Source organism: Pseudoalteromonas sp. NC201 (assembly GCF_002850255.1).
GTDB lineage: Bacteria > Pseudomonadota > Gammaproteobacteria > Enterobacterales > Alteromonadaceae > Pseudoalteromonas.
This window is the reverse complement of sequence record NZ_CP022522.1, coordinates 782,256-804,672: the sequence shown is the minus strand read 5'-3', so window position 1 is coordinate 804,672 and position 22,417 is coordinate 782,256. Positions and strand designations below refer to the sequence as shown.

Genomic DNA, 22,417 nt, shown 5'->3' with positions numbered 1-22,417 from the left:
GTTAAACCTCTGCCTTATCTCCGTGCTGCTCAAGCCAAATTTTACGGTCGCTAGAGCGCTTTTTAGCTAACAGCATATCCATCATTTCGAGGGTTTGTTCAGGCTCATCTAATGTCAGCTGAACTAAACGTCTAGTATTTGGATCCATAGTGGTTTCACGCAATTGCAACGGGTTCATTTCACCCAATCCTTTAAAGCGCTGTACGTTGACTTTACCGCGTTTCTTTTCGGCCTCAATACGGTCTAAAATGCCCTTTTTCTCATCTTCATCAAGGGCGTAGTAAACCTCTTTACCAACATCAATACGAAATAGCGGCGGCATGGCAACAAAAACATGGCCCTTACGAACAAGCTCTGGGAAGTGCTTCACAAAAAGTGCACATAATAAAGTTGCAATGTGAAGTCCGTCAGAATCCGCATCCGCGAGGATACATACTTTGCCATAGCGCAGGCCTGATAAATCTTCAGAGTCTGGGTCAATACCTAAGGCAACAGAAATATCATGTACTTCTTGTGAGGCTAAGATCTGTCCAGATTCCACTTCCCAGGTATTGAGGATTTTACCGCGCAGCGGCATGATTGCTTGAAACTCACGGTCTCGTGCTTGTTTTGCCGAGCCACCTGCTGAGTCCCCTTCCACCAAAAAGATTTCTGAGCGTTCAGTTTCACTTCCAGAACAATCGGTTAATTTACCCGGTAAAGCAGGACCCGAAGTGACCTTTTTACGAACCACTTTTTTTGCAGCACGCAAACGTTTTTGCGCATTGCTGATACACAGCTCAGCAAGTAACTCTGCAGTTTCAGTGTGTTCGTTTAACCATAAACTAAAGGCGTCTTTGACAATGCCAGACACAAAGGTAGCGCACGAACGTGATGACAGCTTTTCTTTGGTTTGACCGGCAAATTGTGGGTCTTGCATTTTAACCGACAAGACATAACTACAGCGGTCCCAAACATCATCAGGCGTCAGTTTCACGCCACGCGGGATCAGGTTTCTGAATTCACAAAACTCACGCATCGCTTCAAGTAAGCCCTGGCGTAACCCATTTACATGGGTTCCGCCTTGTGCCGTTGGAATAAGGTTTACGTAGCTTTCAGCGATGGATTCCCCGCCCTCAGGCAACCAATGAAGCGCCCAATCAACCCCTTCGGTTGAGCCACTGAAACTGCCTGTAAATGGGGATTTCGGCAGCACTTCGTAGCCTTCAGCGCTGTCTTTTAGGTAATCCTCAAGACCTGCCTCGTAGTGCCATTCTTGCGTTTCTTTCGTCTGTTTATTTACAAAACGAATTCTAAGCCCTGGACACAATACAGCCTTAGCTTTGAGCAAGTGGTTTAACTTAGTAATTGAGAAGTTAGCTGAGTCAAAATAACTCGCGTCGGGCCAAAAGTGTACTGAGGTGCCGGTATTACGCTTACCAACGCTGCCGGTCACTCTTAAGTCTTCGACTTTATCGCCGTTTTCAAATGCCATTTCATAGATTTGCGCATCGCGTTTAACGGTAATTTCGACCCGAGTCGACAACGCATTAACAACCGATATACCCACCCCATGAAGACCACCGGAGAACTGGTAGTTTTTATTGGAAAACTTGCCCCCGGCATGAAGTTTGGTCAGGATCAATTCAACCCCAGGCACGCCCTCTTCTGGGTGAATATCCACAGGCATTCCTCGACCGTCATCGATGACTTCAAAGGAGTTGTCTTCATGCAAGATCACGTCAATCTTGGTGGCATGTCCGGCTAAGGCTTCATCGACACTGTTATCGATAACCTCTTGGCCTAAATGATTAGGTCTGGTGGTATCGGTATACATGCCAGGACGGCGCTTAACTGGCTCTAAGCCATTGAGTACCTCAATAGCTTCGGCATTATAGTTTTGCTGACTCATAGGCTAGTTCTAGTTATCTTTTTATCCGCTAGTATATGCACAACATACAGTTTTGAGCAGAGCTTTGTGCATAAATTCTAATTTTTGATAGTTAAAAATTTGGTGATGGTGTCAAAATAGCGTGGAAATTCAACAAAGCTATGATCCCCACCAAACTCAATAATTTGACGACAATGACTATAATAACGCACCGCCTCTGCAAAAGGCAGCACCTCGTCGCCCGTTTGTTGCAATAATAGCAAGTTTTCTGGATTACTCAGCTGCTCGACATACATGGATTTTAACGCATCAATATGTTCATACTGCAGCTCATAATGACAGTCCTGATAAGGATTGTATTGTGGTCCAAGGTAGTCATTTAATAATGAAAAAGGCCTAACTGCAGGGTTTATCACCACCGCTTTACAGCCAAGATGTTGCGAAAAGTAGGTGGCGTAATAGCCGCCTAACGAGCTACCTAATAACACAGTATCAGAATCAATGACGCTATCCAACTGTGCCAATGCGACTCTCGGGTCATAATGTAGTCTTGGGACAAGGTATGGCGTTTTTTTATCCATCATATATTCACCAAACGCCGTCGCTTTATAGGATAGCTCAGAGCTATTAAAGCCGTGAATATAAACTACTTTCCGAGCCATTTTACCTCTGTTGTTATAGCGCTTTTACTAAATACGATGACACGATAAGCGGGACCCAAATCAGACTGATACCAGTCCTTTGTGTGCTTATCAAATTGGATTGATGTTGCAGGCGTAGCGTAGATAGGTAAAGTGCGAAATTGTTGTTGATATTCATTATGCACATGACCATGAAATAGCCCTAAGACTTGCTCTGAATCCACCAACAGGTTTAACAGTGCAGGACCATTTTCGAGCATATGTTTATCTAAATAGCCATCTATCGGCCTAGGATGGTGGTGAGCAAAAGCAATCGTATTGTTGTTGATACTATTGTTAAGCTTGTCTTTGAGCGCACCTAAATGTGACTTAGCACACCATCCGGCGGGTGTTTCACCCTTTGAGTTTAACAGTAACACCTGCCCAAACGGACCTGTGATGCATTTATGACGGACGATTTGCCCAGCACTTATTTCTTCGAGTAAAGCTAGCTCGTCGTGGTTACCCGGCACCCAAAGCACCGGACATTGCAACTCACTCTCCCTCACTATACGAGCAAACTCATGATAAGAAGCCGCACTGTGATCTTGTGTTAAATCACCGCCAAACACCACACAATCGAAATGCTCTTTTGCCATCGCGGCGAAAGTGCGTTCAAGGTTAGCGGCGGTATTTACCGCAAAATATTCCCCAGAGGGCGTGGCAAACAAATGGCAATCCGTAAAATGACCAATACGAATTTGCGCTTTATCGAATTGCAGCTCGAGATCAAACCAAGCCATTGTTTACATCCCAGTTTAAATGCACGCGGCCTTTTTCTAAACACACCATAAGCCAATCAGCTAAAAACGCATTTATTTGATACTTTTCATCTTTTTGGTGCATATCAGGATTTGGGTAACCATAGGATGGCTTTATTCGACGATGATAATCACGGTGAATTACTTCAGCCACTTTAGCATCATGGTAGAGGCGCACAGACAACGAAAAGTGTGGCAAATGGGCGCTTACTGTCGCCATCTGCTCGATGTGAATGTCCGTTGTGTATTTACTGACTCCAGCTACGCTCAAACTGTATCGCGCAGAGGCTAAGTCAATCACTCGACTCTCACCGACCACTTCTTCAGGTAGCAATTTTAGCGCCCGTAAATAATTACGTTCGCACAGCGTGATGTAACGGGGCAGAGATTGAATATACTGCTTTGAGCTCAGCACTTGTGACAAAAATACGACTCCTAAACTGCTTCTATATCCGCGCTTTATTTAATGCCAACCATTGTAGACTAATAACAGTGGCAGCGTTATCGATTTCCTCATTATCAAGACGTGCAAGGGCTTCATCAAGTGGCATCACATGCACTTTAATATCTTCACCTTCTTCAGCCAGTCCATAAACCCCACTCGCTTTAGATAAATCAGCAAGCGCTAGATACAAATATAGTCGCTCTGTTGTACCACCTGGGCTTGATAAATAAGAGCGCATATAAATGAGCTTATCAAGCTCAAGTCCAGCTTCTTCTTTGGCTTCTTTTCTTGCAACACTCTCATAGTCTTCGCTCCCTTCTGCCATCCCTGCAATGCATTCCAAAAGCCAAGGAGAGTGTCTTGAAGCCAACGCTCCAATGCGAATTTGCTCAATAAGCAACACACTGTCTGTAACAGGATCATACGGCAATATTGCAACCGCATGACCACGCTCTAATATCTCGCGAGTTATCAACTCTGATACACCGCCATTAAATAAGGCATGGGTAAATTGGTACTTGTGAATGGTAAAAAAACCATTGAAGATTGTTTCTATTGAAGAAACATTGACGTCGACTTTGTTGAACTGACTCAAAGGTTTCATAAAATAATCCTGTATTTTTTAATAGCAACGGTTTAAAAGCTAACCAATCGCCCTTATAGTAGGGTCATACCTGAATAAGTAAACGAAGTCGTTTACCTTTAACTTTTTCCACTTTACAATACCCAAGTGGTATTAATATATTCTGTTACACTTGTTGGCGATGTTTTACGCATTTGGTCTTTAATTGGGCCGCAAAAACAGGGTAACATGCTGACAGTATAAAAATTGTCTAAGGACTGAGCGAAAAATGAAAAAAACTCTACTATCATTAGTTGTTGGGTTGTCGTGCGCACTTTCAAGCAGCCTGTCCCACGCGGAAGACCTACTGCAAGTATACGACATTGCAACGGCTAACGATCCTACCGTATTAAAGGCTAAAGCGCAGGCTGATGCGCAAAAATATGCACAAGACCAAGCATTAGGCGTATTGCTACCTCAGCTTGGCTTTCAAATGAGTTATACAGACGTTAACTCTGAAGGTCCATCGAGCCAGCAAAATGACTCGACAGGCTACACCATGTTTGAGTCTGACACTGACACCTTTCAGCGTTCAATCTCTCTAAGCCAAACCATTTTTGATATGGCATCTTGGCAGGGTCTTTCAATTGCAGAAAAACGTGCAATGCAAGCATCGACTCAATATGAGCAGCAAAAGCAAACTTTGATTGTCCGTATCGCTGAAGGTTACTTTAATGTGCTAAGTGCGTTAGATAGCCTAGAGTTTGTACAAGCCGAGAAGCGCGCTATTGAACGTCAACTAGAGCAGACAAAACAGCGCTACGAAGTAGGTTTGACAGCAATTACAGACGTGCATGAAGCAAGAGCACAATTTGACCGTGCAGTTGCAGACGAAATCATAGCAAGTAATGCAGTTGAAACAGCACGTGAAACATTACGTACGATTACTGGTAAGTACCACGCTAAGCTAGATAAGTTAAACACTGAAAAGTTCTCAACAGTTAAGCCTACGCAGAATACGAACGATTTTATCGAAATTGCAAAAGCGAAGAATTTAGACCTTCAAGTTGCAAAATCTGCGGTAGACATCGCAAAAGATCAAATTGATTTAGCTCAATCTGGGCATTACCCAACACTAAACTTAAACGCTACTTACTCTGATTCTTTAGCTGACAGTGCAGGTAGACAACATGCACCACGTAGCGACAGAACTTCGGTAGGCTTAACGTTAGACGTACCAATTTACACAGGTGGCCGTACAGTTGCAGCAACAGATCAAGCTCGCGCAAACTTTGTTGCTAGCAGCGAAGATATGGAAGCGGCAATGCGTAACATGACACGCTCAGTGATCACGTCTTATAACCAAGTGGTTTCAGACGTTGCAACTTACCGTGCGCTAGAGCAAGCGGTTGTTTCAGCAGAAAGTGCATTACAAGCAACTGAAGCGGGTTTTGATGTAGGTACTCGTACCATCGTTGACGTACTCGTAAGCACGCAAAACCTGTATAACGCGAAACGTAACTTAGCTGATATCCGTTATCGCTACGTACTATCATCGCTACGCTTAAAACAAGCAGCAGGTACACTATCTCGTACCGATCTTGAAGCAATTAACCAAGGTTTGATTGAAGGCTAAGTACTTCGATTATCACCTCTGAAAAGGCCAGCTATGCTGGCTTTTTGTATTTTTACAGCAATATAGATAAACTAGCCTCTTCAATTAAGTCTCAGGTATATTACTTTGGTTACTCACTCACCTTTCAGATGGTCATTCTTAGCACCTAAATTTTGGCTGACTTGGCTTGGTGTTTTCGCCCTGTATTTGATCTCATGGCTCCCACAAGGTGTTCAATTTACACTGGGTAGAGGCCTTGGACGTCTAGTTCATAAATATATGAAACGCCGCCGTCATATTGCTGATGTCAATTTGAAACTTTGCTTTCCACAGCTAAGTGAAGCAGAACACAAAGCTATGCTACTAAAAAATATGGAAAATACCGGCATAGCAACTCTTGAAACGGGGATGGCATGGTGGTGGCCAGAGTGGCGCATCAATCAAGTGGTGGGCTCTATTAACGGATTAGAGCATATTGAAGCCGTGCAAAAGCAAGGAAAAGGGGTACTTATGCTGGTTCCCCATATGTTGCATCTTGAGATGGCAAGCCGAGTGCTAGGCACTAAAGTGCAAGGTGTTGGCTTTTATCGCCCACACAATAATCCACTTATGGAGTTTTTTATGACCCGTGGGCGACTACGCTCAAATGAGTATTTAGTCACTAAGCGAGACGTCAAAGGCTTATTGAAAACACTCTCAAGCAAACGCGTGTGTTATTACTTGCCAGATCAAGATTATGGCCGCAAGCGCTGTGAGTTTGCCCCTTTCTTTGCGGTTCCTGATGCAGCAACAACAACTGGTACTTTATTATTTTCTTCAAGCAAAAAGGCTGAGACTTTAAGCTTACACTGTACGAGAGACGCAAAAGGGATGTATCATTTAGACATACAACCTATTTTAGAAGCATTCCCAAGTGGCAATGATCTTGCAGATGTTACTCGCGTCAACGAGAGAATGGAGCAAGCAATCAATTGTGCGCCGGATCAATATATGTGGGTGCATCGTCGCTTTAAAACGCGACCTGATGAAAAGGCACCTTCGTTTTATTAGGGCCTAGAGTCTTGGAGTAGTTTGAAATGGCTAAGAAGAAAAAAAATAAATTATCGTCAATCTGGTTTTGGACTAAACACCTATCACTAGGTGTGTTACTCATTTGGGCTGCCTACTATTTTCTTTTTGGTGCCTCTAAAGATATGAACTTTAGGGAAACCACCAATGTTGCAGCGCAAGGCCTGTCGCAATTTTACGAAAGCTTTCGAAATAGCATGAGCAATCGTGATACCGATCGTGAAAAGTATGTTATCACACTCGGAAAGCCCACCTACCCTCTTGACGATGCGCTAGCACAAAGAGCGCTCGCAGTTAAACCATCTAACCCTAAATGGACCGGTGAAAAACAACCAAGACGCTTTGACACAGGCGATACTTTAAAAGATGTACTTACAAAGCAAGCCAAAGAAGAAGGTGTGGAACTGTTTTGGTATCTAGAGCGTGACTATGTGGTGAAGTATAACTTCCGTCTCGATACTGACTTTGTTTCTGCACTCTATCAGGTTGGAACGGCGATAAACGACGACTTTGAATTTCAAGTCTACACATTTTTCTGCCCGCGAGAGCGTGCTGCGGTTATCACAGAAAACCCACCAATCTATGTACGTGAAAACTGCCGTAAGCTAGCGGGTTAAGCAAGTACCCGCTGCCAAACTTGAGTGACTTGTTGTGCGTGTTGATCAAACGCTTCACGCCCAACAACCCTACCTAATTGGTTTAAGCTATTAAAATGATATTGATCTCTAAACAAACAATATGCAGAGATTAAGTGCTTCATTTCATCACTATCAATCACTTCAACTTCACCCGCTTGTTCTAAAATACGTATATTATCTGGATAAGTACAAAGTGCTGGATACTGACTGCTATATCGCAACACAATGTACTGACTGATAAATTCAATATCCGTCATGCCGCCAATTCCCTGCTTTAAGTCAAAGTGACTGTCACTATCTTGGTTAAGGTGGGCTCGCATTTTTTCACGCATATTGCGAACATCTTCCGCTAATTTAGGCACGTCTCGCTGCTGCATTAGTATTGCATGACGTATTTCCTCAAATCGTGCGGCCATTTTCGACTCACCTAACACCATACGAGCTCTCACTAGCGCCTGATGCTCCCATGTCCAAGCTTGCTCTAACTGGTATTGGTAAAAGCTTTCTAGATTGATAGCGAGTAAGCCCGAGTTTCCTTCAGGGCGAAGTCGAGTATCTAATTCGTAAAGCATGCCAGAGAGCGTTTTGGTATTGAACAAATGCATTAAACGCTGTGCCAGCTTCATATAAAACTGTCTTGAAGAGATAGCTTTATCACCCTGAGTTTGACTTTCGCCGTCACGATTATGTACAAACACTAAGTCTAGATCTGAGTTGTAACCGAGCTCGTATCCCCCCGCCTTGCCATACGCTATTACAGCAAAGCCTTTTTCTTCTATTGTTGCACCTTCAGGCGCACCAAAACGCGCCACCATATGCCCCCAGGCAATATCGACGGCCTTTGCAATAATCGCCTCAGCAAGCGCGGTTAGATGATCGCTCACCTTCATAATATCCAACACGCCAGTGGCGTCTGCAGCCGCGACTTTTAGCTGATGCGTTTGTTTAAATTGTCGCAGCGCTTCCATCTGTAGCTCAACATCTTGCTCATCTATACGTAAAAATGCTTGCTGGATCTCGTTTTTATAGGCCGTTAATGGCAAAGGTTTGTAGAGAGTTTGTGGGTCGATAAGCTCATCAAGGAGGATCGGGTATTTCGCAATATGCTCAGCAATCCACGCGCTATGACAACAAAGCTTGATAAGTTGAGTCAACGCACCGTGATTTTCGTAAAGTAGCTCCAAATATGCAGTACGAGACGCTACTTGATTGATCACACTGAGCACGCGAGCAAGTGCCGGCTCCATGTTTTGTTTACTAAGCTCTCGTAGCAAGGCTGGCATTAACTTATCGAGAATATCGCGACCACGAGTGCCCGCCTGCTTTTTACTTAGCCCTTGTTTAAACTCCATCAAGTCAGTTTGCCAAGTCTCAAAACACGGTGCAGCTCGGCACTGGCCTAGCTGAGCAATTTCTCCCGTTTGCCACGCGTAAACCGCGCTATCGTCTTCATCTAATTCTTCTTCAGGCGGTTCACCAATGACTTGGCTAAACTCAGCCCGGATATGCTGCGTCACAACCTTTAGCATTTGCTCGACTTCGGCGTAATCGTTACATTGCAATAAGTGGCTCAGGCGCAGACAATCTAAGTTGTTGTCGGGTAAAGTTTGCGTTTGTTTGTCGTCAAATGCTTGTAGATATTGCTCAACTTTACGCAGCACTAAATAGTTCTCATGCAGACGGTTTTTGACCTCGACAGGGACAATATCAAGCGTTTCAAGCTCTTCTAATGCCTGTAACAATGAAGGGGTTTGTAATGGCGTTTCGCGACCGCCGCGTATCAGTTGCAAAGCCTGCACAATAAACTCTACTTCTCGAATGCCACCAGCGCCCAGCTTTATGTTATTCGTTAAGCCTTTGCGTCTCACCTCTTGGGCAATCATGTTTTTCATCTTTCGCAGTGAATCTATCACAGAAAAGTCGATATAACGGCGATAGACGAACGGCCGAATTAGGTCGTAAAACTCTTGCCAATACGGCGACGGCTCACCAATTGGCCGCGCCTTTAACATCGCATAGCGCTCCCATTCTCGACCTTGATCTTGGTAATAATCTTCCATCGCGGCATAGCTCATTACCAAAGGACCACTATCCCCAAATGGTCTTAAACGCATATCGACTCTGAATACTTGGCCATCAATGGTAACTTGATTAAGCGCTGAAATAAGTTTTTGTGCCACTCTAGTGTAAAAAACTTGCGCCTCAATACTACGCCGGCCACCGGATGTGTCGACACTTCTCGGATAGGCAAAGATCAAATCGATATCAGAGGAAAAATTCAGCTCCTTACCACCAAGCTTTCCCATGCCTAATACCGTCATAGGTATCGAGTTACCAGCCTCATCTTTTGGTGAGCCTGATTGCGCTTCTACGCTTAAGTACGCCCATCGGTACGCATTTGAAATCAAGGTATCGGACAGCTGTGAAACATAGCGAATACTGTCATCAATCTCATTGCCTGCAACCAAATCCAGCCACATCACTTTAAGCCAATACTTTAAGCGATAGTGACGCAGCTGCTGCCAAGCTTGTTTTTCTTCAACCAATGGCGCGGAAAAGTCAAACACATCAGGACAGTCGCGCATTTGCATCTGCGTATCATCGAGCAACCAAGCTCCCCACTCAGGAAATCGTGCAAGTGTACGCTCGGCAAAATCACTCAACGCCAGTAACCGTGCCAGTTTGGGCTCCATCGGCGCATCACCATAAATCATTTGGTAACGCTCTTGAGCAAGCGTATTTAGCGCTGCTTGAACAAACAATTCCGACATAAAAAACTCCACGGTAGACTGGCTCTCTTTGTGAGCAGTGTTATAGTAACTCTATCTAAAACACAACCTTACACCGAGTATGAGTTATTTGTCTTTAAACAATATCAACTTTTTAGCGATTTTGATTTGCTTTGTCATTGTCTGCGGTTTAACTATTTTGCTGCGCTTAATGATCCAACGTAGCGCCAACAATCTCCTGGATGACGAGCTCGCACAACGTGACAACTTTGCACTTGGGATCAGCTATGCCAGTCAAGTGACGATGCTGTGTATTTGTGTTGCATACTTATTCAATGACTTAGGCGTGGTGAGGGCACAGGCACACCCTCTGCAAGTGGCCTTACATATAGGGTTGATCATTGCCTTTGTATACTTCGGCCAATGGATCCATCGCAAATGGATTCTGTATCAGTTTGACGAAGAAGAAGCGATTTTAAAGCAAAATATCTGCGCCGCGATGGTGGACTCCGGCATGTTACTCGGTAACACCATATTGGTGCTTGGTTTATATCATTGGGTGCACCCGAAAGGCTGGAGCGATCTATTAGTCGTAGCCCTCGGCTTTATGCTATTGCAGCTGCTTTATACGCTAGATAGTAAAATCAGAGAAAGTCGCTTTGCCAAGTTCAATCAAGGGGCTTCTTTACAACAAAATTTTAATCTCAGAAACACTTCGATTGGTATTCGGTATGCAGGCAAATCCATCGGCCTCTCTTTAGCCATGTATGCGGGGCTGCACAGCGCTCCCTACCATGGAGCAAAAGTGGTAGAAAACTTGTTTTCGGTTGTCATGCATTGCGGTGTAATGTGGCTTTTTCTTTACATTGGTAGTTACGTATTGCTGCATTTATCCTTACCTAAGGTCAATATTGGTCTAGAGGTAGACCACCAAGATAACGTTGGCATCGCATGTCTGGAGTTTGCGGTTTTCTGCTCAATAGGCTATTTACTTATTAACTTGTTTTCGGTGTAACGCAATACTGCATGAATGCTTTAAGTGATGGACTTTTACTGGTAGATAGCAATTGGGATTTTAGCCAAGAACTCGTCGAGCATTTGCAAAATGTGCGCTCTAGCCAAGCCAGTAATATAATTATCGCAGGTGACAACACCAAACAAATGCTAAAGATGATGTTTAAAGAGCAAATAAAAGACTACTGTTATTGTGACTTTGACAATGAAATCAGCGTCTCTGAACTTGCCAGCTATTTGCACCGTCATCATAACATTAATGCTGTGCTGCTCTATTCTCTGGACTATCATTTAGCTACCGAGGAGCAGCGCTTTATTTTTGATTCTCTTCACCCACACCGGTTTTTAATCGAACAAACCCCGCAAGGTTTTCAGATCACTAAACAGCACTCACAAGCATTAATCAATCACTTATCTTGTCATCCGGATACCGCTGGCCTCCCCGACCCTGACTTGATGCTTGCCAAGCTCACCGGGTTACTATGCGGTAAAGCTAAAGTGGCAGGATGATGTAGACTAACCGTGCGCGAGCGCTTACCATTGCCACAAAACAGCAACTGAATAATCGAATTATGCGTATTCCACATATTTATCAAGACTCGCCTTTGGCCATTGGTGTGCCAGTTACTTTGGATGATGACGCCGCAGGACACATAGGCCGAGTGCTTAGAATGACAACCAAAGATAAAGTCAGCCTGTTCAACGGACAAGGCGGCGAGTACCTATGTCAATTAAGTGAAGTTGGGAAAAAGAAAGTTGTTGCTGTACCTGAATCATTTGAAGACAAAAATGTAGAATCTCCACTTGCCATACATCTTGGGCAAGGGATTTCTCGCGGTGATAAAATGGACTTCACAATTCAAAAGTCGGTAGAGCTGGGAGTGAGCGAAATTACCCCTTTGTTTACCACACGCTGCGGCGTTAAATTAAGTGGTGAGCGTCTAGCAAAAAAACACCAGCAATGGCAAAAGATAGCAATTGCCGCGGCCGAGCAATCCGGACGTAATACCATCACTGTTATTAACCCACCGATGGAGTTGTCTGAATGGCTTGCACAGCAAAGCGACGAGTTAAAAGTCACACTACACCCTCGCGCCGAACATTCAATAAAAACACTGCCGTATAGTCAGTCTGGGATCCGCTTTTTAGTGGGGCCTGAAGGCGGCTTTACCGATGAAGAGCTCGATGCTACCGCTCAACAGCGGTTTGTTGATGTCCGTTTAGGCCCACGTGTACTTCGTACAGAAACCGCAGCGCTAACAGTACTGAGCGCACTACAGCTGCAATTTGGCGATTTAGCACTTTAAATACACAGAGCAACCCCCATATCATGGGTAAACTCAGCAAGCGCAATGGGAGCGTCTATGACGATTAAATTAGGGATCATTTCCGATCCAATCAGTGGCTTTAACATTAAAAAAGACACCGGGTTTGCCATGATGCTGGCGGCACAGCAGCGCGGCTATGAATTGTATTACATGGAAATGAATGACCTTTTCTTGTACCAAGGCGTTGCCAAAGCGACCGCGGCAAAAGCGCAGGTATTTGACGATACTTCCCATTGGTATGAACTAGCTGAGAAACAAGAAATCGATTTAGGCGACCTTGACGTTATTTTAATGCGTAAAGATCCACCTTTTGATACTGAATATATTTACGCCACTTATATTCTTGAGCGCGCTGAACTTGCGGGTTCGCTTGTGGTAAATAAACCACAAAGTCTGCGCGACGCCAATGAAAAGCTCTTTACGGCGTGGTTTAGTGAGCATACTCCAGATACTTTGGTTACGCGTAATCAATCACAAATTCGCGAGTTTTTAGCTAAACATGGCGATATCATTCTCAAGCCTTTAGATGGGATGGGCGGCGCGTCTATTTTTAGAGTGAAACAAGATGATGCAAATATTGGCGTGATCTGCGAAACGCTTACCGAGCATGGCTCTCGCTATGCGATGGCGCAAAACTATATTCCAGCCATTAAAGACGGTGATAAGCGCGTGTTAGTGGTAGATGGTAAAGTGATGCCGTACTGCTTGGCTCGCATTCCACAAGGCGGTGAAACTCGTGGTAATCTCGCGGCAGGCGGCCGTGGTGAAGCAAGACCTATTAGCGAATCGGACCGTAAAATTGCCGAAGCCATTGCCCCAACGTTAAAGGCAAAGGGCCTAATATTCGTTGGCCTAGATATCATTGGCGATAAGCTCACCGAAATCAACGTCACCGCACCAACTTGCGTAAAAGAAATTGAAGCGGCGTATGACATTTCAATTATGGATAAGTTTTATGATGCGATCGAGCGAAAACTCGACCATACTAAAAACTAACCATTAAGGGGGTCTGGTTATGAAATCACTCGCTAATCACTTTTTAGTGGCAATGCCCAGCATGGACGACCCTTTTTTCAATCATACGGTAACCTATCTTTGTGAACACAGCGAAGATGGCGCGATGGGGTTGGTGGTAAACCACCCTATCGATATCACCGTGGGCGAATTGCTTGATCAAATTGATATCGATAACGACAAATCTAGCCAAGCGGCTAAGGTAAATATCTACGCAGGTGGGCCTGTTCATACCGACAGAGGCTTTGTATTACATACGCCAAAGTTTGGTTACGCCTCAAGCCAAGAGCTTAGTTCCGAAATTATGATCACCACATCAAAAGATGTTTTAGCCTCTTTAACGTCATCACACTCTCCCGAAGGATTTATCATCACCTTGGGCTACGCCGGATGGGTAAGTGGTCAGCTAGAGAAAGAACTGAAAGAAAACACTTGGTTAGTCGTCGAGGCTGACCCCGAAATCATATTTAATACGCCACCCGAAAAGCGTTGGGAAAAAGCAGTGCAAATGCTTGGTTTCGACGTTGCACAATTAAGCTCGCAAGCGGGTCATGCGTAACTAGCCTGTCATTTTGAGCTTAGGTTAATAAACGAAGTATTCATGGAAATCAAAAAAGAAAAAGTGCCTAAAGGTAAACGTAGCATCATCGGTTTTGACTTTGGCACTAAAAGTATCGGCTTGGCTATCGGCCAAGAAATCACCGCAACCGCATCAAGCTTAGGTGCAGTTAAGGCAAACGATGGTATTCCAAATTGGGATGACATCGCGGTATTCATTAACGAGTGGCAACCTGATTTATTAGTGGTTGGCTTACCACTGAATATGGATGGTACCAATCAAGATTTAACATTCAGAGCAAAAAAGTTTGCTAACCGCTTGCATAACCACTTCCGGTTGCCGGTAGAAACACAAGATGAGCGCTTGACGACAGCTGATGCCAGAGCACGTTTATTTGAACAAGGTGGCTATAAGAATCTCGCAAAAGGTAAGGTAGACGGCATGTCCGCTTGTATCATTCTCGAAAGCTACTTTGAGGCAATGTGGGAATAGCCTGCCTAACTCTTGGGCCTGTTGAGCTTTATTTTCCACCAAGTGAATTGATATTCATACACGGCATAGTCGGTGTAGCAATAACACACTAAAAATATCAATCTAGCGCCGACCTTTAATATCAAAAATTCAGTACTGATATTAAAGGTACGGCTAACTGTCTGTAAAAGTCCATCATATTTAACGGACTCTCAACGCTTTCAATCACCAGCAGTAAGGCAACTCTTATTCCTCTAAACACTATGGTGAAGTCGCCATTTTTGTACACCTAGCAGAGCAACTCTAGCCACGAGCAGGAGTATGAATGACTAGCGGCTCTCCTGTACGGGGTTTACGACTTGGTACTTATCCAAATCAGGTATTAACCCAGCTTGCTGATATGCGTTAGTGATCCGGCCTTGCTCACGAAGTATTGCAAGACCTTTTTGTAATGCAGCAAACGCTCGTTCACCTTCTGGATGAAGCCGAGACACCGCAAAGTGCCTGCTGTCGTTTAACAGCACGACTAGATGCTCATTAGCAATGAGCTCAACATCTTCCAAAACAAAACGATTATCTAGCTTCGGCATAAGCGGCATCAACATAAAGTCGACCCAACCTTTGCTCACCATACGCGCTTGTGACATCCAATCGGATTCAGCATGAAGTTGTTTAAGCGGAAGTAACTCCAAGGTTTGCCAGTCGGTCTGCCATTTAGGGTTGGATACCGAAGTTAGCTGGGTGAGCCCTTGCTCCTCTTTTAGCTGCTTTACTTTTTGATTATCTATCCCGTGATAAATACCAGCAAAATACTGACCTTTTTGAATAACCGGCTCACTGATAAAAAGCAGCCGACCTTTATTTTCAAGGTCTGCTTTCCAATAGCTATCAAAGTGAAGCAGTTGCTCTCCTTTTTCAAGCAAATTGGATTCACGAAAACTGACGAAACCTGGAGTAAAGATAAACGTTTTATCGAAGCCACCTTTTTGCAAGGCTTGCTGTGCTACCACCATATCGACAACATCACGGCGTAAATACTGGCCACTAAAATCGGTAATTTTTGTGACGTCGCGTTCACCAACAAAACGTTGATAATCAGCGAGGACATCATCTCTAATAAAAACATTAAGTGCTTCGCTGGCATTAAGTACACCAGCAAAGCTCAGCACGAAAGTGAAGAATAGGTAGCTACGTTTAGTTCTTCGAATCCAACCCATCTACCGTAACCCCTTGTAGGAAGCCCGCACCTTTTTGTTCATTATTTTGCAGCTTGATCATCAGGCGCAGATCGTTTGGCGAGTCAGCATGATGCAGGGCATCGGCATAGTTGATCCGCTGCTGCTTATAAAGCTCAAACAATGCTTGATCAAAGGTTTGCATGCCCATGTCTTTCGATTTTGCCATTGCCTCTTTAATTGAGCCAATATCGCCTTTTTTAATAAGCTCGGCAACGAGTGGGGAGTTAAGTAGTACTTCAATGGCGGCTTCTCGGCCTTCGCCCTTTGAAGAAGGCACAAGTTGTTGCGCCACAATAGCACGTAAGTTCAGCGCCAAATCGTACTTCAGTTTATCGTGCTTTTCTTTAGGGACTAAGTGCATGATACGGTCAATGGCCTGATTGGCATTATTGGCGTGCAAGGTTGCAACGCATAAATGCCCCGTTTCAGCAAAGCTCAGTGCATACTCCATGGTTTCTTGCGAGCGAATTTCACCAATTAAAATAACATCTGGCGCTTGGCGTAATGAGCTTTTTAAGGCAGATTCAAAACTGTCAGTATCAATGCCCACCTCACGCTGAGTAATGATGCTTTTTTGGTGTTGATGCACAAATTCGATGGGATCTTCAATGGTCAAAATGTGGCCACGTTGGTTACGATTACGATAACCGAGCAGTGCTGCAAGCGAAGTTGACTTACCCGTGCCCGTACCACCTACAAATAACACCAAGCCACGTTTGGACATGATCACATCGGTCAGTACCGACGGCAAACCTAGCTCGTTGACATCAGGAATAGCAGTAACGATACGGCGGATAACCATGCCCGCACAATCCCGTTGCCAAAATGCTGAAACACGAAAACGCCCGATATCGTTAGCAATCGCAAAGTTGCACTCTTTAGTGTTAAAGAATTCTTGCTTTTGCTTGTCGCTCATAATCGAGGTAACAAGATTCAGTGACTGCTCGGCATCTAAGCTTTCTTCACTTAACGCTCTAAGTTCGCCATCAATTTTGGCGCTCACCGCAAGCCCTGCCGAGACGAATAAGTCGGATGCTTGCTGATTTGCCATCGTTTGCAAAAACGGTTCTATATTCATCGCTACACCACTACTTAATAGCCGCTATTAAACTGATTTTTGTCATGCGCTTTTGCACGCGCATCTTGCTGTGTGATCAAACCACGGTTTAATAAATTTGTAAGGCATTGATCCATGGTCTGCATACCGTGCATTGCACCGGTTTGAATTGCCGAATACATCTGTGCAATCTTGTCTTCACGAATAAGGTTACGAATAGCAGGGATCCCGAGCATGATTTCATGCGCTGCTATGCGCCCGCCGCCAACTTTTTTCACCAGTGTTTGTGAAATCACCGCTTGTAGCGACTCTGACAGCATAGATCGCACCATGTCTTTTTCTTCACCTGGGAACACATCCACAATACGGTCGATGGTTTTAGGTGCTGAGGTAGTATGCAAAGTACCAAATACTAAGTGGCCTGTTTCCGCGGCAGTTAGCGCTAAACGAATGGTCTCAAGATCACGTAATTCACCAACTAAAATAACGTCAGGGTCTTCACGGAGTGCACTTCTCAGCGCCGCGTTAAAGCTGTGTGTGTCTCTATGTACTTCACGTTGGTTAATAAGGCTTTGCTTGTTGTCGTGAACAAATTCTATCGGGTCTTCGATGGTTAGAATATGGTGATGTTTGTTGTTATTAATATAATCCACCATCGCAGCCAGGGTGGTTGATTTACCAGAACCTGTCGGGCCGGTTACCAATACTAAGCCACGTGGGTTGTCGGAAATTTTGGTAAAAATGTCTGGTGCCCCCAAATCATCTAAGCTCAGCACTTGATTTGGAATGGTACGGAACACCGCAGCAGGACCACGATTTGAATTAAAGGCGTTAACACGAAAACGCGCCAGATTTGGCACTTCGAACGAGAAATCTACCTCAAGGTTTTGCTCATAGTCACGACGTTGATTATCATTCATAATATCGTAGATGAGGCTGCTGACGTCTTTTGCTTCTAACGGCGGGATATTCACCCGACGTACGTCCCCGTCAACGCGGATCATAGGGGAAACACCTGAAGAAAGGTGTAAGTCAGATGCTTTGTGTTGAACACTAAAAGCCAATAATTCTGTAATATCCATTTATAACTCCACAATGAGCACTAGTACTATATGGTTACAATAGCAGAACGCTTAGATAACGCCTACGGCAGGATAGAAAAAGCCAAACAAAACTGTCAATTCAGCGAAACAGTACAATTACTCGCGGTTTCTAAAACCAAACCTATCGCCGATATTGAGGCTGCAATTGCGGCAGGTCAAACCCAATTCGGTGAATCTTACGTACAAGAAGCGGTTGATAAAGTTGCCTATTTTAAACAAAACAAAGCGCTTGAATGGCACTTTATTGGTCCAATCCAGTCCAATAAATCAAGATTAGTCGCCGAAAACTTCCATTGGGTACAAAGCGTGGATAGAGAGAAAATCGCACGCAGGCTAAATGAGCAAAGACCAACAAACTTAAAGCCACTCAAGGTGCTATTGCAGGTCAATATTAGCGGTGATGACAACAAATCAGGTTGTCATCCCAATGAGGTTGATACGCTCGCGCAGTTTATTAATGACTGTCGTCAATTGGAGCTTCGTGGCTTGATGACTATCACTGAGCAAACCGATGATAAACAAAAGCAATTACAATATTTCCAGCAAATGCGCGCTTGCTTTGATAGACTAAAGGACCAATATCAACAGCTAGATACCTTATCGATGGGAATGAGTGGCGATTTAGACACTGCGATTGCAGCAGGTTCCACTATGGTTCGCATTGGTACTGATATTTTTGGCAAACGACAGTGAGGTGAATAACACAATGTCAAACAAGACAATTGCATTTATTGGAACGGGAAATATGAGCTATGCCATTATCGGTGGCATGATCAAAAGTGGCTTTGACGCGCAGTCTATTATTGCCACCAACCGCAATGCAGAGAAACTTGCCAAAGTCGCAGAGCAATTATCGGTAAAAACAACACAAGATAATCTAGAAGCAGTCGCCGCGGCTGACGTCATTGTCTTGTCTGTAAAACCACAGATGATGGCCGAGCTGTGTCAGACCTTTCAAGATGCAGATATTGATATTAGCAATAAACTGTTTATCTCTGTCGCCGCCGGAATTACCGTTGCACGACTGAGAGAAATGCTCGGCCAACCGGTAAAAATGGTGCGCTGTATGCCTAACACGCCATCGTTGCTTGGACGCGGTGTGTCTGGCTTGTATGGCGTCGACATCAGCGATGAAGAAAAAGACTATGTTGAGCAAGTATTTTCATCCACAGGTATTGCCCTGTGGCTTGATGAAGAGTCGAAAATCAACGACGTTATTGCGGTAACAGGTTCGTCTCCAGCGTATTTCTTCTTATTTATGGAAGCCATTGAAGAAAAGGCTAAAGCCCTAGGTTTTAGTCCTGAGGAAGCCAGAAAGCTTGTGCAGCAAACTGCGCTAGGCGCGGCTGAAATGGCATTATCGCAACCTGAAATTAGCATTGCTCAGCTACGCGCTAACGTCACCTCTAAAGGTGGCACAACCCACGCAGCCGTTGAGCATTTAAAAGCACAGCAATTACCAAAAACCGTAGCGGACGCGATGGATGCATGTATCGCGCGCGCTGAAGCAATGGAAAAAGAAATCTAAAGGTGACCAATGAATGCCATGCAATTTTTAGTCGGGATCGTATTTGATCTATTTTTAATGGTCGTATTACTACGATTCTGGTTGCAGCTTGTCAAAGCGGACTTTTATAACCCGCTAAGCCAAGCGGTTGTTAAAGCAACCTCTTTTGCCGTGAACCCACTGAGAAAAATCATTCCGGGCGTGGGCGGTTTAGATCTTGCCTCTTTGGTGCTGGCATTCATTATTGGTTTTGCCAAAATGGCGACGCTGATGGTGTTATTCGGTGGTTACTTTGACGCTTTAGGCGCGCTGATTGGTGGCGCTATTACGGTAGTAAAAGAAGCATTTAGTCTGGTGTTCTGGATCCTTATTATTCGTGCCATTTTAAGTTGGGTAGCGCAAGGCTACAATCCAGTTGCCGCCGTGTTCGAGCAATTAACAGAGCCGATGCTAAGACCTATTCGTAAAGTGATCCCACCGCTAGGCGGACTGGACTTATCTATTTTAGTCCTAATTATCGGCATGCAATTTTTGCAGATCCTAATGATGGATTTACTGAGATAGGAGCATCCCAATGAAACCATTTATTATTGTGTTAATGATGCTGCTTGCACCGGGCGTATTCGCTCAAGATGAACAAGGCGGCCAATTTAAAGACTTAGGTCCTTGGGAAGTGCATTATATCGCCTTCCCGTCTACCTTTGTTCAGCCCACAATTGCAAAAGCGTATGGCTTAATTCGTAGTGGTAACAAAGCGATTGTGAATATCTCGGTCTTGGCCGACAAGCCAGGAAAACCAGCAGTTAAGGCACGCGTTGCAGGTAGCGCCAAAAACTTACTTGGTAAAACCGTACAGCTAGAGTTTAAAGAAGTCGTAGAAGGTGAGGCAATATACTATCTTGCCCAATTAGATTACGACGATGAAGATATTTTTCGTTTCGACATTGAGATCAGTGAAGGTAAGCAAAGCCGCAAACTCACGTTCTCACAAAAGTTTTATGTAGAGTAGAGAAAATATGTCAAATAAAGTGGTACTTGCCACGGGTAACCAAGGTAAAGTCAAAGAGCTTAGCGCGATGCTAAATCAGTATGACATTGAGGTATTACCGCAAAGTGATTTCAAGGTGCCAGAGGTTGCAGAAACCGGCACTACCTTTGTGGAAAACGCCATTATCAAGGCACGTCATGCAGCTAAGGTTTCTGGCTTGCCTGCCATTGCCGATGACTCAGGCCTTGAGGTAGACGCGTTAAACGGCGCACCTGGAGTATATTCAGCGCGTTATGCTGGCGCAAACGCCGACGACCAAAAAAATATTGAGCACTTACTCGCAGCGCTTGGTGAACAAACTGAGCGCAGCGCCCGTTTTTGGTGCGTTCTAGTTTATATGCGCCACGCTGACGACCCTACGCCGATTATTTGTCAGGCAAGTTGGGAAGGTGAAATCACCACAACGCAACAAGGCCGAGAAGGGTTTGGTTACGACCCAATCTTTAAGGTACAAGGTTTAGACTGCACATCAGCAGAGCTAACCAAGGAAGAAAAAAACGCAATCAGCCATAGAGGACAGGCACTTAAACAACTCGTCAGTCACTTTCAAGGCCTCGCGTGAAACTACCTCCATTAAGTCTTTATGTGCACGTACCTTGGTGCGTGCAAAAGTGTCCTTACTGTGATTTCAACAGCCATGGTAAAAAGGGCGATATTCCTGAAACGGAATATATTCAACATTTGCTCCACGATATCAAAGCCGATCTTCACTATGTTCAGGGCCGCAAACTCAGTAGTATTTTTATTGGCGGTGGCACCCCTAGCCTGCTTTCAGGTGAAGCGTACCGCTATTTACTCAGTGAAATTGAGGCGCTAATTGGTTTTGAGGATGACATTGAAGTCACTTTAGAAGCAAATCCAGGCACAGTTGAGACAGATCGTTTTAAGCATTATGTTGCGGCTGGCATCAATCGTATTTCGATAGGCGTGCAAAGCTTACAACAGGAAAAGCTCACTCAACTTGGTCGTATTCATGGCGAACAAGAAGCGCTCAACGCCGCACAAGAAGCCCATCAAGCAGGGTTAAATAGCTTTAATCTTGATTTGATGCATGGCCTTCCCAATCAATCGGTTAGCGATGCCTTAAGTGATTTAGAAAAAGCCATTGCGATGGCACCGCCACACCTTTCTTGGTATCAATTAACCATTGAGCCAAATACGCAGTTTGCCTCTAAGCCTCCGGTTTTACCTGAGGATGAAACACTGTGGGACATCCAAGAACAAGGTCAGGCATTACTTGCGGAGCACGGCTACCAGCAATATGAGATCTCAGGCTATGCCAAAGCGGGATTTCAATGTCGACATAACTTGAATTATTGGCAATTTGGCGATTATCTTGGGATCGGCTGTGGTGCGCATGGCAAAATCACTTTGCCTGAGCAGCAACAGATCTTAAGAACCGTAAAGGTAAAACACCCTCGTGGCTATATGGATCTGAGTAAACCCTATTTGTATGAGCAGTGGCATGTTGTAAGCGATGACAGACCATTTGAGTTTTTTATGAATGTGTTCCGTTTAAAAACTGCCGCATCAAAACAACAGTTTATTGACTACACTGGTCTTGAACTTAGCGCTATTGCAACGCAAATTGCTGAGGCCGTAGATAAGGGTTTGATTGAGGAAACCAACGATTCATGGCTAGTTACAAATAAAGGCCACCGATACCTCAACGATCTGCTAGAGTTATTTGTTTAATATAGAAATTATGCG

General features: G+C 44.4%; 24 protein-coding genes. 15 read left to right on the top strand and 9 right to left on the bottom strand.

Annotated features, from left to right (window positions below; genetic code table 11):
* Position 1: 1 nt before the first annotated feature.
* The 5 genes from parE to PNC201_RS03475 form a co-directional block, all read right to left on the bottom strand.
* Entirely contained in the window at positions 2–1,891 is a 1,890-nt protein-coding gene (gene parE / locus PNC201_RS03495) for a DNA topoisomerase IV subunit B (protein WP_010607699.1), read from the bottom strand.
* Positions 1,892–1,968: 77 nt separating this feature from the next.
* Positions 1,969–2,532 carry a YqiA/YcfP family alpha/beta fold hydrolase gene (locus tag PNC201_RS03490; RefSeq protein ID WP_102056182.1) on the bottom strand — a complete coding sequence of 188 codons (564 nt, stop codon included), beginning with the start codon at positions 2,530–2,532 and terminating at the stop codon, positions 1,969–1,971.
* Positions 2,517–3,293 carry a metallophosphoesterase gene (locus tag PNC201_RS03485; RefSeq protein WP_102056181.1) on the bottom strand — a complete coding sequence of 259 codons (777 nt, stop codon included), beginning with the start codon at positions 3,291–3,293 and terminating at the stop codon, positions 2,517–2,519. The genes PNC201_RS03490 and PNC201_RS03485 overlap by 16 nt, the downstream gene beginning before the upstream one ends.
* On the bottom strand, positions 3,280–3,735 hold the full coding sequence (locus PNC201_RS03480; RefSeq protein ID WP_010379051.1) for a DUF1249 domain-containing protein: 456 nt from the start codon (positions 3,733–3,735) through the stop codon (positions 3,280–3,282). The genes PNC201_RS03485 and PNC201_RS03480 overlap by 14 nt, the downstream gene beginning before the upstream one ends.
* A 22-nt stretch (positions 3,736–3,757) precedes the next feature.
* A complete protein-coding gene (locus tag PNC201_RS03475) occupies positions 3,758–4,360 on the bottom strand; it encodes an NUDIX domain-containing protein (protein WP_102056180.1) in 603 nt (200 codons plus the stop codon).
* Positions 4,361–4,607: 247 nt separating this feature from the next.
* On the opposite strand from PNC201_RS03475, the gene tolC reads away from it, so the two are divergent.
* From tolC to PNC201_RS03460, 3 genes are all read left to right on the top strand, one after another.
* Positions 4,608–5,954 carry an outer membrane channel protein TolC gene (gene tolC, locus PNC201_RS03470; protein ID WP_010607703.1) on the top strand — a complete coding sequence of 449 codons (1,347 nt, stop codon included), beginning with the start codon at positions 4,608–4,610 and terminating at the stop codon, positions 5,952–5,954.
* A gap of 105 nt (positions 5,955–6,059) precedes the next feature.
* Positions 6,060–6,983 (top strand): LpxL/LpxP family Kdo(2)-lipid IV(A) lauroyl/palmitoleoyl acyltransferase, encoded by a 924-nt coding sequence (gene lpxL, locus PNC201_RS03465; protein ID WP_102056179.1) that lies wholly within the window; start codon positions 6,060–6,062, stop codon positions 6,981–6,983.
* 26 nt (positions 6,984–7,009) lie between these two features.
* Positions 7,010–7,618, top strand: coding sequence for a TcpQ domain-containing protein (locus PNC201_RS03460; RefSeq protein WP_017217000.1), 609 nt, complete (start codon positions 7,010–7,012; stop codon positions 7,616–7,618).
* Here PNC201_RS03460 and glnE read toward each other — a convergent pair.
* Positions 7,615–10,410 carry a bifunctional [glutamate--ammonia ligase]-adenylyl-L-tyrosine phosphorylase/[glutamate--ammonia-ligase] adenylyltransferase gene (glnE, locus tag PNC201_RS03455; RefSeq protein ID WP_102056178.1) on the bottom strand — a complete coding sequence of 932 codons (2,796 nt, stop codon included), beginning with the start codon at positions 10,408–10,410 and terminating at the stop codon, positions 7,615–7,617. The two genes, PNC201_RS03460 and glnE, sit on opposite strands and share 4 nt — an antisense overlap.
* A 79-nt stretch (positions 10,411–10,489) precedes the next feature.
* Here glnE and PNC201_RS03450 point away from each other — a divergent pair, with 79 nt between their 5' ends.
* From PNC201_RS03450 to ruvX, 6 genes are all read left to right on the top strand, one after another.
* Positions 10,490–11,383, top strand: a complete 894-nt coding sequence (locus PNC201_RS03450; RefSeq protein WP_029215930.1) for a DUF350 domain-containing protein — start codon at positions 10,490–10,492, stop codon at positions 11,381–11,383.
* An 11-nt stretch (positions 11,384–11,394) separates the two neighbouring features.
* Positions 11,395–11,892 (top strand): hypothetical protein, encoded by a 498-nt coding sequence (locus PNC201_RS03445; protein ID WP_010607708.1) that lies wholly within the window; start codon positions 11,395–11,397, stop codon positions 11,890–11,892.
* A 62-nt stretch (positions 11,893–11,954) separates the two neighbouring features.
* Entirely contained in the window at positions 11,955–12,689 is a 735-nt protein-coding gene (rsmE, locus tag PNC201_RS03440) for a 16S rRNA (uracil(1498)-N(3))-methyltransferase (protein ID WP_102056177.1), read from the top strand.
* A gap of 57 nt (positions 12,690–12,746) precedes the next feature.
* Positions 12,747–13,706 carry a glutathione synthase gene (gene gshB, locus PNC201_RS03435; protein WP_102056176.1) on the top strand — a complete coding sequence of 320 codons (960 nt, stop codon included), beginning with the start codon at positions 12,747–12,749 and terminating at the stop codon, positions 13,704–13,706.
* A gap of 19 nt (positions 13,707–13,725) precedes the next feature.
* A complete protein-coding gene (locus tag PNC201_RS03430; RefSeq protein WP_010607710.1) occupies positions 13,726–14,283 on the top strand; it encodes a YqgE/AlgH family protein in 558 nt (185 codons plus the stop codon).
* Between the two features lie 42 nt (positions 14,284–14,325).
* A complete protein-coding gene (gene ruvX / locus PNC201_RS03425; protein ID WP_102056175.1) occupies positions 14,326–14,775 on the top strand; it encodes a Holliday junction resolvase RuvX in 450 nt (149 codons plus the stop codon).
* Positions 14,776–15,083: 308 nt separating this feature from the next.
* On the opposite strand, the gene PNC201_RS03420 is transcribed toward ruvX, so the two are convergent.
* Genes PNC201_RS03420 through PNC201_RS03410 form a run of 3 tightly spaced genes read right to left on the bottom strand, consistent with a single transcriptional unit; the run spans position 15,084 to position 18,131 of the window.
* The gene (locus PNC201_RS03420; RefSeq protein ID WP_102056174.1) at positions 15,084–15,971 is read right to left on the bottom strand and encodes a hypothetical protein; all 888 of its coding nucleotides are present in this window, start codon (positions 15,969–15,971) and stop codon (positions 15,084–15,086) included.
* Positions 15,949–17,070, bottom strand: a complete 1,122-nt coding sequence (locus tag PNC201_RS03415; protein WP_010607713.1) for a PilT/PilU family type 4a pilus ATPase — start codon at positions 17,068–17,070, stop codon at positions 15,949–15,951. Before PNC201_RS03415 ends, PNC201_RS03420 begins: the two co-directional genes overlap by 23 nt.
* A 14-nt stretch (positions 17,071–17,084) precedes the next feature.
* Positions 17,085–18,131 carry a type IV pilus twitching motility protein PilT gene (locus tag PNC201_RS03410; protein WP_010379026.1) on the bottom strand — a complete coding sequence of 349 codons (1,047 nt, stop codon included), beginning with the start codon at positions 18,129–18,131 and terminating at the stop codon, positions 17,085–17,087.
* 30 nt (positions 18,132–18,161) lie between these two features.
* On the opposite strand from PNC201_RS03410, the gene PNC201_RS03405 reads away from it, so the two are divergent.
* From PNC201_RS03405 to hemW, 6 genes are read left to right on the top strand one after another with little or no spacing between them, the layout of a single operon-like run.
* Positions 18,162–18,845 (top strand): YggS family pyridoxal phosphate-dependent enzyme, encoded by a 684-nt coding sequence (locus tag PNC201_RS03405; protein WP_010607714.1) that lies wholly within the window; start codon positions 18,162–18,164, stop codon positions 18,843–18,845.
* A gap of 13 nt (positions 18,846–18,858) precedes the next feature.
* Positions 18,859–19,680 carry a pyrroline-5-carboxylate reductase gene (gene proC / locus PNC201_RS03400; RefSeq protein WP_010607715.1) on the top strand — a complete coding sequence of 274 codons (822 nt, stop codon included), beginning with the start codon at positions 18,859–18,861 and terminating at the stop codon, positions 19,678–19,680.
* 9 nt (positions 19,681–19,689) lie between these two features.
* A complete protein-coding gene (locus PNC201_RS03395; protein WP_102056173.1) occupies positions 19,690–20,223 on the top strand; it encodes a YggT family protein in 534 nt (177 codons plus the stop codon).
* A gap of 10 nt (positions 20,224–20,233) precedes the next feature.
* Positions 20,234–20,668, top strand: coding sequence for a DUF4426 domain-containing protein (locus PNC201_RS03390; protein ID WP_010607717.1), 435 nt, complete (start codon positions 20,234–20,236; stop codon positions 20,666–20,668).
* Positions 20,669–20,675: 7 nt separating this feature from the next.
* Positions 20,676–21,269, top strand: coding sequence for an XTP/dITP diphosphatase (locus tag PNC201_RS03385; protein WP_102056172.1), 594 nt, complete (start codon positions 20,676–20,678; stop codon positions 21,267–21,269).
* Positions 21,266–22,402 (top strand): radical SAM family heme chaperone HemW, encoded by a 1,137-nt coding sequence (hemW, locus tag PNC201_RS03380; protein ID WP_102056171.1) that lies wholly within the window; start codon positions 21,266–21,268, stop codon positions 22,400–22,402. The genes PNC201_RS03385 and hemW overlap by 4 nt, the downstream gene beginning before the upstream one ends.
* Positions 22,403–22,417: the final 15 nt, after the last annotated feature.

Bases quoted from the DNA above. Each gene is read 5' to 3' on its own strand.
- parE (WP_010607699.1), bottom strand. From the start codon at position 1,891: ATGAGTCAGCAAAACTATAATGCCGAAGCTATTGAGGTACTCAATGGC.
- ruvX (WP_102056175.1), top strand. From the start codon at position 14,326: ATGGAAATCAAAAAAGAAAAAGTGCCTAAAGGTAAACGTAGCATCATC.
- PNC201_RS03410 (WP_010379026.1), bottom strand. From the start codon at position 18,131: ATGGATATTACAGAATTATTGGCTTTTAGTGTTCAACACAAAGCATCT.
- rsmE (WP_102056177.1), top strand. From the start codon at position 11,955: ATGCGTATTCCACATATTTATCAAGACTCGCCTTTGGCCATTGGTGTG.
- PNC201_RS03490 (WP_102056182.1), bottom strand. From the start codon at position 2,532: ATGGCTCGGAAAGTAGTTTATATTCACGGCTTTAATAGCTCTGAGCTA.
- PNC201_RS03415 (WP_010607713.1), bottom strand. From the start codon at position 17,070: ATGAATATAGAACCGTTTTTGCAAACGATGGCAAATCAGCAAGCATCC.
- PNC201_RS03405 (WP_010607714.1), top strand. From the start codon at position 18,162: ATGGTTACAATAGCAGAACGCTTAGATAACGCCTACGGCAGGATAGAA.
- PNC201_RS03390 (WP_010607717.1), top strand. From the start codon at position 20,234: ATGAAACCATTTATTATTGTGTTAATGATGCTGCTTGCACCGGGCGTA.
- glnE (WP_102056178.1), bottom strand. From the start codon at position 10,410: ATGTCGGAATTGTTTGTTCAAGCAGCGCTAAATACGCTTGCTCAAGAG.
- PNC201_RS03485 (WP_102056181.1), bottom strand. From the start codon at position 3,293: ATGGCTTGGTTTGATCTCGAGCTGCAATTCGATAAAGCGCAAATTCGT.
- PNC201_RS03430 (WP_010607710.1), top strand. From the start codon at position 13,726: ATGAAATCACTCGCTAATCACTTTTTAGTGGCAATGCCCAGCATGGAC.
- PNC201_RS03385 (WP_102056172.1), top strand. From the start codon at position 20,676: ATGTCAAATAAAGTGGTACTTGCCACGGGTAACCAAGGTAAAGTCAAA.
- tolC (WP_010607703.1), top strand. From the start codon at position 4,608: ATGAAAAAAACTCTACTATCATTAGTTGTTGGGTTGTCGTGCGCACTT.
- PNC201_RS03420 (WP_102056174.1), bottom strand. From the start codon at position 15,971: ATGGGTTGGATTCGAAGAACTAAACGTAGCTACCTATTCTTCACTTTC.
- PNC201_RS03445 (WP_010607708.1), top strand. From the start codon at position 11,395: ATGAATGCTTTAAGTGATGGACTTTTACTGGTAGATAGCAATTGGGAT.
- gshB (WP_102056176.1), top strand. From the start codon at position 12,747: ATGACGATTAAATTAGGGATCATTTCCGATCCAATCAGTGGCTTTAAC.
- PNC201_RS03395 (WP_102056173.1), top strand. From the start codon at position 19,690: ATGAATGCCATGCAATTTTTAGTCGGGATCGTATTTGATCTATTTTTA.
- proC (WP_010607715.1), top strand. From the start codon at position 18,859: ATGTCAAACAAGACAATTGCATTTATTGGAACGGGAAATATGAGCTAT.
- PNC201_RS03475 (WP_102056180.1), bottom strand. From the start codon at position 4,360: ATGAAACCTTTGAGTCAGTTCAACAAAGTCGACGTCAATGTTTCTTCA.
- PNC201_RS03460 (WP_017217000.1), top strand. From the start codon at position 7,010: ATGGCTAAGAAGAAAAAAAATAAATTATCGTCAATCTGGTTTTGGACT.
- PNC201_RS03450 (WP_029215930.1), top strand. From the start codon at position 10,490: ATGAGTTATTTGTCTTTAAACAATATCAACTTTTTAGCGATTTTGATT.